General features: G+C 28.7%; 13 protein-coding genes. 8 read left to right on the top strand and 5 right to left on the bottom strand.

The annotated features are described in order from the left end of the window. Positions 1-10 precede the first annotated feature (10 nt). From GQX97_RS02910 to GQX97_RS02925, 4 genes are all read left to right on the top strand, one after another. Positions 11-454, top strand: a complete 444-nt coding sequence (locus tag GQX97_RS02910) for a PaaI family thioesterase (RefSeq protein ID WP_157150453.1) — start codon at positions 11-13, stop codon at positions 452-454. Then, the gene (gene proC, locus GQX97_RS02915; RefSeq protein ID WP_157150454.1) at positions 451-1,239 is read left to right on the top strand and encodes a pyrroline-5-carboxylate reductase; all 789 of its coding nucleotides are present in this window, start codon (positions 451-453) and stop codon (positions 1,237-1,239) included. Before GQX97_RS02910 ends, proC begins: the two co-directional genes overlap by 4 nt. 116 nt (positions 1,240-1,355) lie before the next feature. Beyond that, entirely contained in the window at positions 1,356-1,718 is a 363-nt protein-coding gene (locus tag GQX97_RS02920; RefSeq protein ID WP_013243056.1) for a response regulator, read from the top strand. After that, positions 1,718-2,716, top strand: a complete 999-nt coding sequence (locus GQX97_RS02925) for a DUF4931 domain-containing protein (RefSeq protein ID WP_157150455.1) — start codon at positions 1,718-1,720, stop codon at positions 2,714-2,716. The genes GQX97_RS02920 and GQX97_RS02925 overlap by 1 nt, the downstream gene beginning before the upstream one ends. Positions 2,717-2,731: 15 nt before the next feature. On the opposite strand, the gene GQX97_RS02930 is transcribed toward GQX97_RS02925, so the two are convergent. Together GQX97_RS02930 and GQX97_RS02935 are read right to left on the bottom strand one after the other, a co-directional pair. Continuing rightward, positions 2,732-3,589 (bottom strand): 50S ribosomal protein L11 methyltransferase, encoded by an 858-nt coding sequence (locus GQX97_RS02930; protein ID WP_157150456.1) that lies wholly within the window; start codon positions 3,587-3,589, stop codon positions 2,732-2,734. Positions 3,590-3,595: 6 nt separating this feature from the next. Then, positions 3,596-5,575 carry a DUF4954 family protein gene (locus tag GQX97_RS02935; protein WP_157150457.1) on the bottom strand — a complete coding sequence of 660 codons (1,980 nt, stop codon included), beginning with the start codon at positions 5,573-5,575 and terminating at the stop codon, positions 3,596-3,598. 475 nt (positions 5,576-6,050) lie between these two features. On the opposite strand from GQX97_RS02935, the gene GQX97_RS02940 reads away from it, so the two are divergent. Next, positions 6,051-8,138, top strand: a complete 2,088-nt coding sequence (locus tag GQX97_RS02940) for a glutamine synthetase III (protein WP_157150458.1) — start codon at positions 6,051-6,053, stop codon at positions 8,136-8,138. A 67-nt stretch (positions 8,139-8,205) separates the two neighbouring features. On the opposite strand, the gene GQX97_RS02945 is transcribed toward GQX97_RS02940, so the two are convergent. The 3 genes from GQX97_RS02945 to GQX97_RS02955 all read right to left on the bottom strand — a co-directional run bounded on the left by GQX97_RS02945 (position 8,206) and on the right by GQX97_RS02955 (position 13,389). Then, positions 8,206-8,448: a PepSY-like domain-containing protein gene (locus GQX97_RS02945; RefSeq protein ID WP_157150459.1), complete on the bottom strand. Its 243-nt coding sequence runs from the start codon at positions 8,446-8,448 to the stop codon at positions 8,206-8,208. 231 nt (positions 8,449-8,679) lie between these two features. Next, entirely contained in the window at positions 8,680-12,984 is a 4,305-nt protein-coding gene (locus GQX97_RS02950; RefSeq protein ID WP_157150460.1) for a BadF/BadG/BcrA/BcrD ATPase family protein, read from the bottom strand. Between the two features lie 54 nt (positions 12,985-13,038). Beyond that, positions 13,039-13,389 carry an aspartate 1-decarboxylase gene (locus tag GQX97_RS02955; RefSeq protein ID WP_157150461.1) on the bottom strand — a complete coding sequence of 117 codons (351 nt, stop codon included), beginning with the start codon at positions 13,387-13,389 and terminating at the stop codon, positions 13,039-13,041. Positions 13,390-13,650: 261 nt separating this feature from the next. Here GQX97_RS02955 and yedE point away from each other — a divergent pair, with 261 nt between their 5' ends. The 3 genes from yedE (at position 13,651) to GQX97_RS02970 (ending at position 16,608) form a co-directional block, all read left to right on the top strand. Beyond that, a complete protein-coding gene (gene yedE / locus GQX97_RS02960) occupies positions 13,651-14,730 on the top strand; it encodes a YedE family putative selenium transporter (protein WP_157150462.1) in 1,080 nt (359 codons plus the stop codon). A gap of 255 nt (positions 14,731-14,985) precedes the next feature. Continuing rightward, on the top strand, positions 14,986-15,219 hold the full coding sequence (locus GQX97_RS02965; protein ID WP_013243047.1) for a SirA family protein: 234 nt from the start codon (positions 14,986-14,988) through the stop codon (positions 15,217-15,219). Positions 15,220-15,309: 90 nt separating this feature from the next. Next, positions 15,310-16,608: a glutamate-5-semialdehyde dehydrogenase gene (locus GQX97_RS02970; RefSeq protein ID WP_157150463.1), complete on the top strand. Its 1,299-nt coding sequence runs from the start codon at positions 15,310-15,312 to the stop codon at positions 16,606-16,608. Positions 16,609-16,622: the final 14 nt, after the last annotated feature.

The raw sequence follows: 16,622 nt of genomic DNA on the forward strand, positions 1-16,622 counted from the left end.
AAAATAAAAAATGCAAGAGAATATATATAAAAAACTTTCTGATGTATTTTATAATCAGGATTTTTTGAATTTTATAGATTGTAAATTAGAAGATGCAGATGTTGGAAGAGTTGTAATATCTTTAGAAAATAAGAAGGAGTTCTCTCAGGCTTTAGGGTTTATGCATGGGGGTATGGTTGCTACTATGCTTGATACTGCTTCTGGGTTTGCTGCTTTTAGTGTTCTTGAAGAAGGAAAGCATGTTGTAACATCAGATTTAAAAATTAATTATCTTCGTCCTGTTGTGTGTAAAAAAATAAAATGTATTGGAGAAGTTTTGAAGGCAGGAAAAAGCTTAATAGTTGTTGAGGCTAATGTTTTAGATGAAGAGAATAAAATATTAGCTAAAATGCTTGGTACTATGGTTGTAGTTCCAAATAGTTATGGAGATGATAATAAAGGAGATATAAAATGATAGGTTTTATTGGTGCTGGTGCTATGGGGTTAGCTCTAATAGAAGGTTTTATTAAAGCTGGTATAAATAAAGATAATATAATAGCAAGCGTAAAGACAAAAGAAAAAAAAGAACAAATAGAAAAAAATCTTGAAGTAAAAACATTTAATGATAATAAAAAAATAGCAGAAGAAGCAGATATTTTATTTATAGCAGTTAAGCCTTATATGGTTAAGGATATTGCTAAAGAGATAGAAAACAATATAAAAAAAGATACTACAATAGTAAGTGTTGCAGCATCAGTTTCTATTGCTGAGTTAAAACAATTATTTAATACAGAAAACATTATTAGAATAATGCCGAATACTCCTGTAAAAACTTGTAATGGATTTATATCTATTGTAGAATCTCAGAATAAAATACTTGAAGCAGCTATAGTTGAACTTTTAAGTAAGGTTGCAATGGTTAAAATAATACCAGAAGAGAAGATACATGCTTATAATGCTATGGCTGGATGTTCACCTGCTTTTATGTATGTATTAATAGAGTCTATGAGTGATGCTGGAGTATTAATGGGTATAGACAGAAAAAGTGCTATAGAGATTGCAAGTCAGGTATTTAAAGGTGCGGGTTCTATGGTTTTGGAATCAACAAAGCACCCTGCTGAGCTTAAAGATAATGTTTGTACTCCTGCTGGTATTACTATAAAAGGTATTGAAGTATTGGAACAAAAGGCTGCAAGAAGTGCTATGATAGAAGCTTTAATAGCTACTTATCAAAAATCTATAGATAGTGAGAGAAAATAGTTAAAAATAGTATTGACACTTTTGGTAAAATATTGTTATATTTATTATGTGAAAATCTATTTGACTTTTTTTATTCTATAATTATAATATAACTAAGATTATTAAGGAGCATTTATATGCCTAAGAAAACTATATTAGTGCTTGATGATGAAAAAAGCATCAGAACACTTTTCGAAGAAGAGTTTAAAGATGAGGGATATAATGTAGTATCCACAGATAGTGGAGAAGAAGCCCTAGAAATGATTAATAAAGATAATCCACATATAGATTTAATAACATTAGATATAAAGATGCCTAAAATGGACGGATTAGACTTTCTCGGAAAGGTTCGTGAAAATCATAGAGAATTACCTATTATAATATGTACTGCCTATAATAATTATAGACATGAGTTTCAAGTATGGAATGCAGATGGATATATATTAAAATCTGGTAATCTTACAGAAATTAAAGATAAGATTAAAAGGCTTATAGGGTAATGCCTCACATAAGAAAAGATCCAATTACTAAGCAATCTGTTATTATAGCTTCCGAAAGAATGGGAAGGCCAAGTGATTATATTAATACTGAAGAAAAGCATAGCATATTAACTTCTGAGGCTACTTGTCCATTTTGTAAAGGAAATGAGGATAAAACTCCTGAACATTCTACTATAATATTTGATGATAATAAAAATTGGATAGTAAGAATAGTACCAAATAAATATCCAATAATTGCACAAAGTAGCCCTAATGAGCTGCCTGATAAAAATAATTTCTTTGAAGCGGATATTTGTAAGGGGTTTCATGATGTTATTATAGAAAACCCTAATCATAACTTTAATTATTATAATGCCACAGAAAAAGATTTATTTTTTATTTTTGAAGCTATAATAATGAGATTTCAAGAGTTATCAAAAGAAAAAGATATGCTATATAGTTTGCTTTTTAAAAACTTTGGAAGGGAAGCTGGAGCTAGTTTAATACATTCACATGCACAGATGATGACTACTCCATTCATACCTATTCAAATAATGGAAGAGATATATGGCTCTTTAGAATATTATAATGAAAATAAAAAATGTGTTTATTGTAGTATGATAGAAGAAGAGAAAAAAATTAATGAAAGAGTGATATGTGAAAACAATGATTTTATAGCTATATCTCCTTTCGCTTCGAAATCACCATATCAAATTTATATACTGCCAAAAAAACATTCAGACAGTATAGTATATTCTGAAGATTGTATATCTCAATTTGCAAGTATTGTTAAAGATGTATTTAATAGAATTAATAAAGTTCTTGGAGAAATTAGTTTTAATTATGTGCTTCATACTCTTACTCCAGCATTAGAAAAAAAATATTCTCATTCAAGTCATTGGTTTTTGGATATAATGCCTAAAATGAGCAAACTTGCAGGGTATGAACTTGGAAGCGGTGTATTTATAAACTCAATTACGCCAGAAGATGCTACTAATGATTTAAAAAATGCTTTATAAAAACTTATAAAAAAGTTATTTTAAAAGAAGAGATACCCAATCATTTTTTTGTTTTCTATCTAATATTGTTATATTATTTTCTTTTATAGCTTCATTCATAGAGCTTTCTTTTTCTGATAATATTCCAGACAATATTAAATGTCCATTTTCTTTTAGTATTTTTTTTAGACTAGGTAATATTTCTATCAATACATCTGTTTCTATATTTGATATTACTAAATCATATTGAAAATTACTTAAACTATCAGCACTTCCTAAAAAAACATTATTTAATTTTATATTATTATATTTAGCATTATCTAAAGTGCAATTAACAGCATCAATATCTATATCTACAGAAGTAATATTTCTAGCACCCAATTTATAGCAAAATAAAGAAAGTATACCACTTCCGCATCCAATATCCGCTACCATTTTAGAAGAGATATTATTATTTTTAGAATATTGATTAATCATATCTAAAGCTAAAGATGTTGTTTCATGAGTACCTGTACCAAAGGCATATTGCTTAGCTATATATAGAGCATCTTCATTAGTATTATTATCATCTTTTAAATTTGGAACTATTGTTATTTCTCCAATTTGAAAAGGTTTTAAAAATGCCATATATGATGTTAAATATTCATCTGAGTTTAACTCTTTTATTTCATAATTATATTCTGATATATCATCAATATTTTCTTTTATTATATTTAAATTGTTTTCTAATTTTTCTTGATTCTCATTATATATATTAACTACAGCAATATTATTGTTGTTTATAGGAAACTCTATATTATAGCCTAATATATCTAATATTCCGCTTTCTATAGTAGCTTCTATTATGTCCTCAAAACCTATATTTATATTTATTGAAAGTGAATATATTTTCATCGTTTATTAATTTCCTAACTTTTTTATTAATTTATTTATCTCTTCTATCTTTGTTTCTACATCATTTTTATACTTAATAACAAAAGCATTATCTTTAGCAGTTCCTCTTATAGCTTTAAAATCTTCTTCCATTGCAGTTTTATCGTCTATTCCACAGCTAACCATCTTTGCTAAATCATATTCTTTTTTTACATCTCTATAAAATATTTCATATGAAGTAGTAAGAAGTGATAAATGTTCTTTGAGTATTTTTAATATAGCATCTGTATTAATAGTATTTATATTGTATCTTTTTTTAATAATATTTATAACCCAAGATTTTTCATCTATACTATAATCATTATATAGTTTTTCAAAAGATTGTACTAAATCTTGAACATTATTAATATTATTATGTTCTATGTCTAATATAACATTATCTAACTTCTCTTTTGCACATATAAGCCCGCCAACATCAACCCAAGTTTCATAAAATTTATTTGTATCATTAAAAATATCATTTAAATTATCAGATTTTTTTATATATTCAAGAAGTTTATTGTACAAATACAAATCTATTGCAATGGAATATCTGTTTGAATATTTATTTAGAGATGATGTTTTTATAATCATATTTTTGTATTTGATATATTCAACATCTTCATTTACAATTTCTTTTTTTATATTATTTAATATTTCTTCTGCTTTAAGCATTTTTGAAACAGTATAAGGACTAAAAACATCAAATATAATTAAATCTTTTTTATCCCCTACTCTTCTATCTCTTTCTTTCCATTTGTTTTCATCTCTAGAAAGCCCAACACCAAATAAATTTAAAGCAGGAATAAGTCTTGTCTGATGATAACCATGTTCTGTAATGTATGAAAAAGGAAAATCAGAAGTATCAACATTATCATAATGAGAACCTATAACTGTAGTGAAAGCACCAATATGAGAAGGCCATAATATATATGAATTACTTCCTGTTTTGCATCCTCTCTCCATAAAACCATGATGGTAAGGACCCAATTTATACATATGGTTGCTTTGATTGGTGCCACTTCCTGCATTAAAAAATGAGAAATGACTAGCTATTAAAAGTGTTGCTTTATGATGTGTAACTGTATAAGGACCAGCAAATATAGAAAACATCTCTCCATGTTCTCCTTCACAATTTGCAAATAGTAATGAATCCTCACAAGAAAATTGTCTTCCTAATTTAACCCCCTCTCCAATGAATGCTTTTTTTATAACAGTGCCATCAACTATATGAGCTCCCTTTAATACAATAGAATCTTTTAATATGACAGATGTGCCTATATATGATGGACATTCTTTTGTGCTTATTACAGTGGTGTTATTTATTTCATCTGTATTTTCTATTGTAGCATAAGGGTCTATGAGAGAATTTTTTATTATTCTTGCATTAATTATTTGAGCATGCTTTTTTATCTTTCCAAATTTCTTAGTTTTACTTTTAGCATAATCATCTATTATTTTGTTTATATTATCACGCATTAATTTTTTATGTCTATACATTGCAACTATATAAGCTATATGTGAGTTTAGCCTATAAAATATTTTTACGCTTCTTCCATCTCCTTCCATTATAGGAGAAGTTTCTACTCCGTTTCCAAAACTACTCTCCCCTTCCATATATATAGCACCAGCGTTTTCTATTATAACCCCATTTTGTATTTTATAATTTGCAATAAAGCGTCCTATATTATTTATATAAACATTACCATTTATTGATACATTTATTAAAGTAGCTCTATTTATTGATGCAAGTACTTTTAGTTTATTATAATATCTTACATTTCCATTAAGCTCGTTAATCTTTATTTTCCCATGAAAAGTAACATCTTTTATTCTAGTTAAATCAACATTCTTTATTAATATCTTATCCCAGTTTTGAGAAGAGCATCCTTGGCTTTTTAAGAAATCAATTTCATTTTCTTTTAATTTTCTAAACTCTTTATCTTCTTTTACAAAAAAATAACTCATAACTATTCCTTTGTTTAAAACATAATTTCATAATTATGTAAAAAAATTAAAAATTATAATTATTATATATCAATTTAAAATAATTGTAAATATTATGTTTATTAATATTTTAGTTGAAAGTATATTAGCATTTTTTATTATCATCATATTGAATTTGGTGCATTGTGTAAAATTATTGCTTTAATATTCTAAAATGTTCTATTATAAAAGTATACCTTATCCAATTTTCATTAAATTTTTATCTCTTTTTTCGCACGTTAAACTAACTTATTAACATAATTAAAACTATATTTTCACTTTATTTGTATATTAAATTTCTTTTACCGTGCGGTAAGTATATATAAAAAAATATAAATTTATTATAAAAAAAAACAAAAAAAAATTAATTTAACTGTATATAGTAATGTTGAAATTATTTCTATATAGTGTTATAATATTTAATTTAAAATATATAATTTCTTTTTGGGAGAAGAATATGGATAAATTACCTGATATATTTGAAAGTTATGTATTTAATGATAATGTAATGCAGGAAAAACTTCCTAAAGACATTTACAAAAAGTTAATAAAAACAATCAAAAATGGTGAGAGATTGGATTTAGAGTTGGCAAATGTTGTAGCACATGCGATGAAAGAATGGGCTATAGAAAAGGGAGCAACACATTTTACTCACTGGTTTCAGCCTATGACAGGTGTAACTGCAGAAAAGCATACTTGTTTTATAACTCAAACTAAAGACGGAAAAGTTCGTATGGAGTTTACAGGTAAAGAGCTTGTTCAAGGAGAGCCTGATGCTTCAAGTTTCCCTTCTGGAGGATTAAGAAGTACTTTTGAAGCTAGAGGATATACTGCTTGGGACCCTACTTCTTATGCTTTTATTAAAGATAATACTTTATGCATACCAAGTGCTTTTTGTTCTTATAGCGGAGAATCTTTAGACAAAAAAACACCTCTGCTTCGCTCTATGCAGGTTTTAGAAAAAGAAGCAAAGAGAATATTAAAATTATTTGGTCATAATGATATTAATAGAGTATATACAACAGTAGGTGCAGAACAAGAATATTTTTTAATAGATAGAGATTTATATTTACAAAGACCAGATTTAAGATATTGTAAGAGAACATTATTTGGTGCTTGTCCTCCAAAGGGTCAGGAATTGGAAGATCATTATTTTGGTGCTATAAAGCCAAGAGTTTTAGAGTTTATGAAAGAGTTGGATAATGAACTTTGGAAACTTGGTATAATTGCAAAAACAGAACATAATGAAGTAGCACCCGGTCAATATGAACTTGCTCCAGAGTTTACAATAACTAATATGGCAACAGATCAAAACCAAATTACAATGGAGCTTATGAAGGTAATAGCAGAAAAACATAATTTAGCTTGTATTTTGCATGAAAAACCTTTCGCTGGAGTTAATGGAAGCGGAAAACATAATAACTGGTCTATAGGTACAGATACAGGTCTTAATTTGTTAGAACCCGGTAAAACACCTTCAGAAAATAAGCAGTTTTTATTATTTGTAGTTGCAATAATGAAAGCTATTGATGAATATCAGGACTTGTTAAGAGCAACAACTGCAAGTGCAAGTAATGATCATCGTTTGGGAGCATCTGAAGCACCTCCTGCTATCATATCAATATTTCTTGGAGATGAACTTACTGAAATAATAGAGTCTATGGAAAACTCAAAAAAATACAAAAAAAGAGAAGCGGTAGAAATGGAAATGGGAGTACCATCTCTTGCTAGATTCACAAAAGATTCAACAGATAGAAACAGAACTTCTCCTTTAGCTTTTACTGGAAATAAATTTGAGTTTAGAATGGTGGGTTCTAGTTTATCAGTATCTGGTCCTAATATTGTATTAAATACAATAGTAGCTGAAGCATTATCTCAATTTGCTGATATATTAGAAAAGTCTTCAGATTTTGATAAAGATTTAGAAGAGCTATTAAAAGAAAACATTAAAAAACATAAAAGAATAGTTTATAATGGAAACAATTATTCTGATGAATGGGTAAAAGAAGCTTCTAAAAGAGGTTTATGTAATTTAAAAACAACTCCTGAAGCACTTGAAACATTTATAGCTCAAAAAAATATAGACTTGTTTACAAAACATAATGTTCTAACAAAAGCTGAAGTTCTTTCAAGATATGAAATAAGCTTAGAAGAATATAGTAAAGTAATTAATATTGAAGCACTTACTTTAATAGATATGATTAATAAATATATTATTCCATTCTCTTTAGATTATACCGAAGAGCTTGTTAATATATGTGAGAAAAAGAAAGATTTAAAAATAAAATATGATATAGAAAAAGATTTGTTAGATAAAATAACTAATTTAACTAATAATCTCTATAAGAAATTAAAAACTTTAGAAGATTATTTATCTGAATCAAAAAAGATAAAGAATGTATCAAAGTCTAGTGTATTTTTTAGAGATAAAGTATTAGCTTGTATAGAGGAAATGCGTCCTATAATTGATGAGCTAGAGAAAACTGTTTCTAGAAAACATTGGAAACTTCCAACTTATGGAGATATGTTATATAGCTTAGCTTAAAGATTATAATATCTTTTTAAAAAGGCTTGCAAAATTACATTGTTTTGCAAGCCTTTTTGTTATAAAATTAATAATCTATATCAACAATTCTTCCTCTTCTAGTTACTTCTAACTCTATACCATTACTAAGTTCCACATGATACAACCCATCGTCCATCTCTACTTTCCAAATTCTTGCTCTTGGATAATTTCTTTTTACAGCGTTTTTAACTGCAGCAGGAACTTTACTAAGAGGAACAATCCAATCAGCAAAAAGAGAAGAACTTCCAATTATAGAAAAAGCAAATAATAAACAAAATAATTTTTTCATAAATTTACTCCTTTGTTTTATTTATCCTTATTAAGTTATCTTATAATTATATTATAATACAATTTTAGAGTAATGTCAATTTATTTTACAAAAAAATAACAATTTTTTTACAATTTTTTATTATTTTTTAAAAAATATAGGTAAAACTTTACATTTTGACTATATATAATAAAAAAGGTTTACAAATATTTATTTGCAAACCTTTTTATATTTACATTCTTATTTTACTAATTATTTATGATATGCTCCGATAGCCTCTTTTATATCATCATCAACCATAATAGAGTTCATACTGTCTTTAGCAGAGCGAGCAAAGAACTCTAATCTGTTTACAGTATTAACTTCACTAGCACCAGCATCCATATCCAAATAAAGAAGATTCAAATTAGGATATATAGTTTTAAGTCTGGTTTCAATACCTCGAGCTATAATATGGTTAGCAATACAACCAAAAGGCTGTAAACAAAGCACATTATTGATATTCTCTTCAGCAAAAGTAGCTATCTCACCGGGTAAAAGCCAAGCTTCACCAAATTGGTTAGTCATAGCAGTAACCTTAGCAGCATTCTCAGCAATCTGTCTTATATGGTGTACAGGTCTAAATCCTTTAAACTTAGACATTATTTGGTTTATAGAATCTATTCTAGCATCTATAACCTTCTCAGACAATTTAGAACCATAATAGCCAAGTAAAGATACATCCCTAGCATTAGTTTCTCTGTTTACTTGCTCACTTATAACCTTTTGTACAAAGAAGTCAAATACAGGAGGAACTATAACTTCTATTCCCTTAGCCATAAGCCAATCACAAACATCCCCATTAGCAAAGTTATTGTATTTTACATATATCTCACCAACAAGACCTGCCTTAGGCAATAATAAGTCTTTAGTTTCAATAGCATTAAACTCTTTAACTGCCTGCTTTAATAATTTGTCAGTATCACCGAGGTTAAAATCTTTTGGATGTAAAGCTATATATTTATTAGCAAGAGCCAAAGATTCTCCCCTATTAACCTCACGCACAGCAGTATAATAATACATTGTAGATATAGCATCAGCATAAGGCATAGCAATAATACCTTCTTTCATCATATCTATTTTTGAAAGCTTAAATCCGGGCTGATCATTAATAACAGTTAAACCCACAGTAATAACAGGCACATTAGGATAACCAGCATTAATTAGGCCTCTTTTTATAAGCGAAGCATAGTTACTAGCACGGCACTGTCCGCCTGTTTGAGTGATACCAGCAGCTATTTTGTCAGGGTCATAATTACCGCTTTGTACAGCTTTTATAATATCTCCTACTACTATTGTTGCTGGATAACATATATCTTGGTTAGCATATCTTAAACCTGTTTCTACAGAATCTATATCTGGCTCTGGAAGAGGTATTGTATCATATCCGCTTCTTTGAAGCAGAGTTAAAATCATAGGGTCATAGAATTGTGCGAATTTAGGAACAAGTATTGCACGTCTATCATTTTTCTCATATCTTTTAATAATAGTTCTTTCTGGTTTTTCTTTTGGTATAAAATCACCTTTCATCTTCATACTTTCTATCATAGAACGTATTCTAAGTCTTATGCTTCCGGGGCTTGAAATCTCATCAACTTTTACCAAAGTAGGATTTTTACCATAAGCATTAAGTATTGATTTTATTTCATCAGAAGTAGTAGCATCAGGACCGCAGCCGAAACTATTAATTTGTACAACTTCAAGTTTTATATCTTTTTGTTTAGCTGCCCACAAAACTGCTCTAAACATCTTGTTAGGATAAGACCATTGAGTTAATACTTGAACATCAGCAAGAGATTCATCAATATCAAGACCATCTTCTGTAAGTACATTAATACCAAATGAAGCAATAGTTTCAGGTATTTTATGATTGATTAGCGGGTCTATATGATAAGGTCTGCTTACTATAAGTATAACAGGTGTTTGAGTTTCTTTAGCATGCTCTATTATTTTTTTGCCTTCTTCTTTTAATTCTGCTTTTACTCTCTCTTGTTCTTTTAGAGCTAATTTGAATGCTCTGTCGAAATCTTTTTTATCTATACCGAGTGTTTTTACAAAATAAGCTTTACAGCCTTTATAAAGTAAATCTTCATTTAAGAAAGAGATTGTTGGAGCATCAAAAGCTATACCATATTTAGTTAATGGGCTTATAGAACTGTCTATTACATCAGGATAACCTGTTACAACAGGACAGTTATAGCTATTATCACTACCATCATTTTCTTTTTTTTCTAAAACAACAGAAGGATAGAATATTCTGTCTACATTAGATTCTATTAAATCATATATATGTCCATTAGCTATTTTAGCAGGGAAACATATATTATCACTCATAACAGTACCAGAACCCTTCTCAGCAACAGCCATGCTTGAAGGTGATGATAATTGTACTCTATATCCGCATTCTACAAGTATAGTAGCCCAGAATGGGAAGTTTTGATACATATTAAGTACTCTAGGTATTCCTATAACGCCTTTTACATCATCTGAAACAGGGGCTAAAGGTCTGTCAAATAGTAAAGAAAGTTTTTTCTGAGTAATATCCATTCCATAATTTCTTTCTTTAGAGCCTTTATTAGTGAATATTCTTTCACATTTATTTCCTGTGTAGAATGATTTACTGTCTTTGAATTTTAATCTTGTAACAGTACAAAGGTTTTCACAGCCCTTACAAGTAAGCTGTTTTCTCTCATAATCATTAGCTTCTTGTAAATTATCTAAACCTATAAATGTTGTATCTTCTTTTTCTTTATTGTAAGTATCCAAAGCAAGCAAAGCACAACCATAAGCTCCCATAAGTTCAGAGATATCAGGACGAATAACTTTTTTGTTTAAGAACTTTTCTACAGAACGAAGCACTGCAGCATTCTTAAAAGTACCGCCTTGAACAACTATATGTTCACCCAAAATAGAAGTGTCTGTAATTTTTAATACTTTAGTAAAACAGTTTAATGTAACACTCTTAGCAAGACCAGCAGAAATATCAGCAACTGAAGAGCCCTCTCTTAAAGATTGTTTTACTTTACTATTCATAAATACTGTACAGCGGCTTCCCAAATCACAAGGGCTAGCAGATTCGCAAGCAATATTAGCAAAATCAGCTACTTTATAACCCATGCCGCGTGCAAATGTTTCTATAAATGAACCACAGCCTGATGAACAAGCCTCATTTATTTCAATGTTTTCTATAATGCCGTCTTTAATAAATATAGCTTTCATATCCTGTCCGCCTATATCAAGAATGAAGCTTACATCTTTATCAAAAGCCTTAGCACCTCTGTAGTGAGCCATAGTTTCAACAATACCTTCATCCATGTTGAAAGCAGCTTTTATTAAATCTTCTCCATATCCTGTAACAGCAGTTCTTGCTATATTTATTTTTATATTTTTTTCATCTAATTCTTTTTTAATCTCTGTAAGTCCCTCTGTAACAGCACCTACTGGATTACCGTTATTGTTTCTATAGTGTCTTAATACCACTTGTCCTTTATCATCAATAATAACGATTTTTGTAGTAGTAGAACCAGAGTCTATACCTAAGAATGTGTTTTTACCATTAACAGTTGAGGCATCAGCAGATTTTACTTTGTCTTTGCTATGTTCCTCTAGCCATTTTTCATATTCTTCTTGTCCGCTGAATAATGCTTCTCTATGTTTAGAATTAGTTATTTTTACATCAGAAGAAATGTTTTCTACCAAGTTTATAAAATCAGAAACTTTTATTTCTGTTTGCTCTTCATCTTCACCAAAAGCAGCTCCTATTGCAGCAGTTAATTCTGGGTGATCAACTGTATACATATCATCTTCTGTAGCATTCAAAAGAGTTAAAAATGTTCTTCTTAATTCTGGAAGGAATGTTAAAGGTCCGCCTGTAAATAATATTTTAGGCTTAATTTCAAAACCTTTAGCGAGAGTATTAATTGTTTGAACAGCCACTGCTTGGAATATACTTTTAGCAATATCAGTTTTTGGTATGTCGCGGCTAATAAGAGTTTGTACATCTGTTTTAGCAAATACACCGCACCTGCTTGCCATTGGGTAAATAGAAGTAGACTCTTCTGCAAGTGTTGAAAGCTCTGATGGATGAACATTAAGAAGTGTAGCCATTTGGTCTATAAAGGCACCGGTTCCGCCTGCACAGTTACCATTCATTCTTATATCAGCTTTGAAGTTGTCATCGAATACTATGATTTTTGCATCCTCTCCGCCTATATCTATCAATGTTCTTCCATAAGGATAAATCTTTCTAATAGCTGTTGAAGAAGCAATTACCTCTTGTACAAAACTAATGCCTGTTTTTTCACTAATACCCATACCAGCAGTACCTGTCATAGATACTAATAACTCTATATCTCCATGATTGGTTTTTAAATCTCTTAATATAGAAAGTAATGTTTCTTTGACATCAGCATTGTGTCTAGTATAAGTTTTAAATATCATATTGTTTTTATTATCATATACAACCATTTTTGCAGTAGTTGAACCAATATCAATACCAGCCTTATAAATAATTTTCATATATCTCTCCATAAATAAAAATTAAATATCTATATTAAAAGCCATAAACTCTATTTAGTCTATAACCATATTATGCATATTTACTTGAATAATATTTGTAATATGTTTTTTTATATGCTCTTCTGGTATATTGCCATAAGATAATACAACTATTACATCATCTTTTTTAGCTAGATGAACATACTTGCCATTTATGCTTATTATACCAGTATTTGCTATACCTTTTATCACCTCAGCTTCGAATCTATTATCATTGCTAAGGTTTATTACAGATACTATATCCCCCTCAAGTATATCAGATTTATCCATTAAAGTTTCATCTATGGTAATTGAATCTTTGAAATTAAGATCAGTTCTAGTTACAGTCAATCTATTTATTTTAGATTTTATTACTTCACGCATCATAATAAAAATAATGTTCCATAAATAAAACTTACAAATATTTTACTTTTATGGTGAAAAAAGTCAATATAAGATTTGACACTATTCAATTATAATAGTTAATATACACTATTGTATTTTTGTATATTGTTATACATTTAATACATATTTTAATAAACATAACTATTGAAAAACGCATAAAAATTCTCTATAATTAACTACATAAAAATACTATTTATATTTAAATAAAAATAGTATGAAAAAATTTTATTAAAGGAGTTGAAAATGAACAAAAACATTTTCACAAGCTCCATTGGCATTATAGTATCTGGTGCCATTATTGGAGCTTTAGCGGCTTGGCTTTCTGTAATGGGAAACCCTGCCAATATGGGAATATGCGTTGCATGTTTCACTAGGGATTTAGCTGGGGCTTTGGGATTGCATAGAGCAGCTGCTGTGCAGTATATAAGACCTGAACTTATAGGGCTTGTTATTGGTGCTACAGTATCTGCTTTAATCTCTAAAGAATATTCTCCTAAAGGCGGAAGTTCTCCTATTATAAGATTTATTTTAGGTTTCTTCGCTATGATTGGTGCTTTAGTTTTCTTGGGTTGTCCTTGGAGAACATTATTAAGAATAGCTGGCGGAGATATTAATGCTATATTTGGATTAATAGGTATTATTATAGGCGGAGGAATTGGTGTTTTCTTCTGGAAACAAAATTTCTCTTTGGGTCAGCCAAAAGCATATAATAATAAATTAGTAGGATTCATACCTCTAATAATATCAATAATACTATTAATATTATTATTAAAACAAACAAAATTCTCTGAAGGCGGAGCTATATTTTTCTCTGAGTCTGGTCCCGGAAGCATGAAAGCTCCTTTAATTGTAGCCTTAATAGTTTCTATTATAATAGGTTTCATAGCTCAAAAATCAAGATTTTGTACTGTTGGCGGTGTTAGAGATGGAATATTTATGAAAGATTTCCATATGACTAAAGGTGTTATAGCTTTTATTGTTGCTGCTTTAGTAGTAAACATAATAACAAGCAGATTTAATGTTTCTATGGAAAATCAGCCTATAGCTCATACTAACATATTGTGGAACACTGTATCAATGATTCTTACAGGTTTGGCATTTACCTTAGGTGCTGGTTGTCCGGGAAGACAGTTTATACAATCTGCTGAAGGAAATATGGATAGTTTTGTATTTGTTATAGGAATGCTTGTTGGTGCTGGATTTGCTCATAATTTTAATTTGGCAAGTTCTACTGCTGGCCCTACAATATATGGTATGTTTGCTGTTATTTTAGGTTTAGTATTCTGTGTTATTATAGGATTTACTATGAAAGAAAATCAATGATATGTTTCTTACTGTGCAGCAGGTTGTTGTCATTATATAATAAGAAATATACCATATAATAAGGATTATATAATGAACTCTACCGCTACGTTATATTATTAGAATATATATATTATAGTAATATAAAGTAGCGGTAGAGGTTATAATAACTTAATTAAGAATTTATTGATAAGTTGATTATAATAATTTGATATCCTAATATTATTATGATGATATTATCTTACAAAATATCAAAAATACATAAAAGGATTTTTTATGCAAGAGACTATAAAAATAGATACTAGAGGAATGTCTTGTTCGCAGGCATCTTTTCAGGCTAAATGTGCCGCTATAAACAATACAGAATTAAATACAGTTATAGAAGTTTTAGTTAGCGGGCATTCAAGCTGTGAAAGTGTGATTCGAGGATGCATCAAATATGGATATGAAGGAAGTTTTGAACATATAGAAAATGAAGATATATTGGTTACTTTAATAAAAAAGAAATAATAAAAATAATAAAAAAGAATAATAAACTTTTTTGACAATTTAATTATTAACTATTATAATACTTAAACATACTTTTTTTGGAGAGAGATAATGCAATTAATAGACTTGGTAAAAAATGCAAAAGATTCTACATACAAATTACAATCATTAAATACTGATATAAAAAACAAAGCATTATTAGAAATAGCAGATAAATTAGAAGAAAATAAAAGTATTATATTTGAAGCAAATAAAAAAGATTTGGAATATGCCAAAAAACTTCTTGATGAAAATAAAATTTCTCTTTCAATGTTTAATCGTTTAAAATTAGACGAAAACAAAATGATAGATATTATTTCTGGTATAAAAGATGTTGTAAAATTGGAAGACCCTATTAATAAAGTATTATTAGAAACAGAGCTTGATGATAATTTATTATTAAAAAAAATATCCTGCCCTATTGGTTTAATTGCTGTAATATTTGAAGCTCGTCCTGATGTTATATCTCAAATATCTTCTTTATGTATAAAATCTTCTAATGCTGTTATACTTAAAGGCGGTGCTGAGGGAGAGAACACAAACAAAGCAATATTTAACATCATTAACGAAACATTAGAAAGTATTAAAGAGTTTCCAAAGAACTCTGTTAATTTGGTATTTACAAGAGAGGATATAAAAGAATTATTATCAATGGATAAATATGTTGATCTTATAATACCAAGAGGGGGAAACAGTTTAGTACAATATATAAAATCAAACACTAATATACCTGTGCTTGGGCATGCTGATGGCATATGCCATTTATATATAGATGAATCAGCTAATCAAGAAAAAGCATTAAAAATATGTTTAGATTCAAAAGCTCAATATCCAAGTGCATGCAATGCTGTTGAAACTATACTTATAAACAAAAACATAGCTAATGAATATTTGCCAAAGCTTTATAATCTATTTAAAGAAAATAATATAAAAATGAACGGTTGTAAAGAAGTAAGAAAAATACTTAATCAATCGGATATAGGCGAAGTAAAAGAATGGCATTTAGAATATGGAGATAAAGAAGTATCATTAAAAATAGTAGAAAACACAGAAGAAGCATATAATCATATAAACCAATACGGCTCTCATCATACAGATTCAATAGTGTCAGAAAATAAAGACAATATAGAAAAGTTTATGACTTATGTAGATTCTGCTAATGTATACTGCAACACTTCAACAAGATTTTCTGATGGGTTTAGATATGGTTTTGGTGCGGAAGTTGGAATATCTACAAACAAAACTCATGCAAGAGGTCCTGTTGGCTTAGAGGGTTTAACTATATACAAATATAAACTTTTTGGCAATTACCAGATAGTAGATGATTATGTAAACCACAAAGCTAGTTTTAAACATAAAAGAATAAAATAATATTAAAAACTAAT

The sequence above is a fragment of the Brachyspira sp. SAP_772 genome, from assembly GCF_009755885.1.
In the GTDB taxonomy this organism is placed as follows: domain Bacteria; phylum Spirochaetota; class Brachyspiria; order Brachyspirales; family Brachyspiraceae; genus Brachyspira.

Excerpts from the sequence above, each read along its gene's own strand:
- GQX97_RS02910 (WP_157150453.1), top strand. The coding sequence starts at position 11 with ATGCAAGAGAATATATATAAAAAACTTTCTGATGTATTTTATAATCAG.
- proC (WP_157150454.1), top strand. The coding sequence starts at position 451 with ATGATAGGTTTTATTGGTGCTGGTGCTATGGGGTTAGCTCTAATAGAA.
- GQX97_RS02920 (WP_013243056.1), top strand. The coding sequence starts at position 1,356 with ATGCCTAAGAAAACTATATTAGTGCTTGATGATGAAAAAAGCATCAGA.
- GQX97_RS02925 (WP_157150455.1), top strand. The coding sequence starts at position 1,718 with ATGCCTCACATAAGAAAAGATCCAATTACTAAGCAATCTGTTATTATA.
- GQX97_RS02930 (WP_157150456.1), bottom strand. The coding sequence starts at position 3,589 with ATGAAAATATATTCACTTTCAATAAATATAAATATAGGTTTTGAGGAC.
- GQX97_RS02935 (WP_157150457.1), bottom strand. The coding sequence starts at position 5,575 with ATGAGTTATTTTTTTGTAAAAGAAGATAAAGAGTTTAGAAAATTAAAA.
- GQX97_RS02940 (WP_157150458.1), top strand. The coding sequence starts at position 6,051 with ATGGATAAATTACCTGATATATTTGAAAGTTATGTATTTAATGATAAT.
- GQX97_RS02945 (WP_157150459.1), bottom strand. The coding sequence starts at position 8,448 with ATGAAAAAATTATTTTGTTTATTATTTGCTTTTTCTATAATTGGAAGT.
- GQX97_RS02950 (WP_157150460.1), bottom strand. The coding sequence starts at position 12,984 with ATGAAAATTATTTATAAGGCTGGTATTGATATTGGTTCAACTACTGCA.
- GQX97_RS02955 (WP_157150461.1), bottom strand. The coding sequence starts at position 13,389 with ATGATGCGTGAAGTAATAAAATCTAAAATAAATAGATTGACTGTAACT.
- yedE (WP_157150462.1), top strand. The coding sequence starts at position 13,651 with ATGAACAAAAACATTTTCACAAGCTCCATTGGCATTATAGTATCTGGT.
- GQX97_RS02965 (WP_013243047.1), top strand. The coding sequence starts at position 14,986 with ATGCAAGAGACTATAAAAATAGATACTAGAGGAATGTCTTGTTCGCAG.
- GQX97_RS02970 (WP_157150463.1), top strand. The coding sequence starts at position 15,310 with ATGCAATTAATAGACTTGGTAAAAAATGCAAAAGATTCTACATACAAA.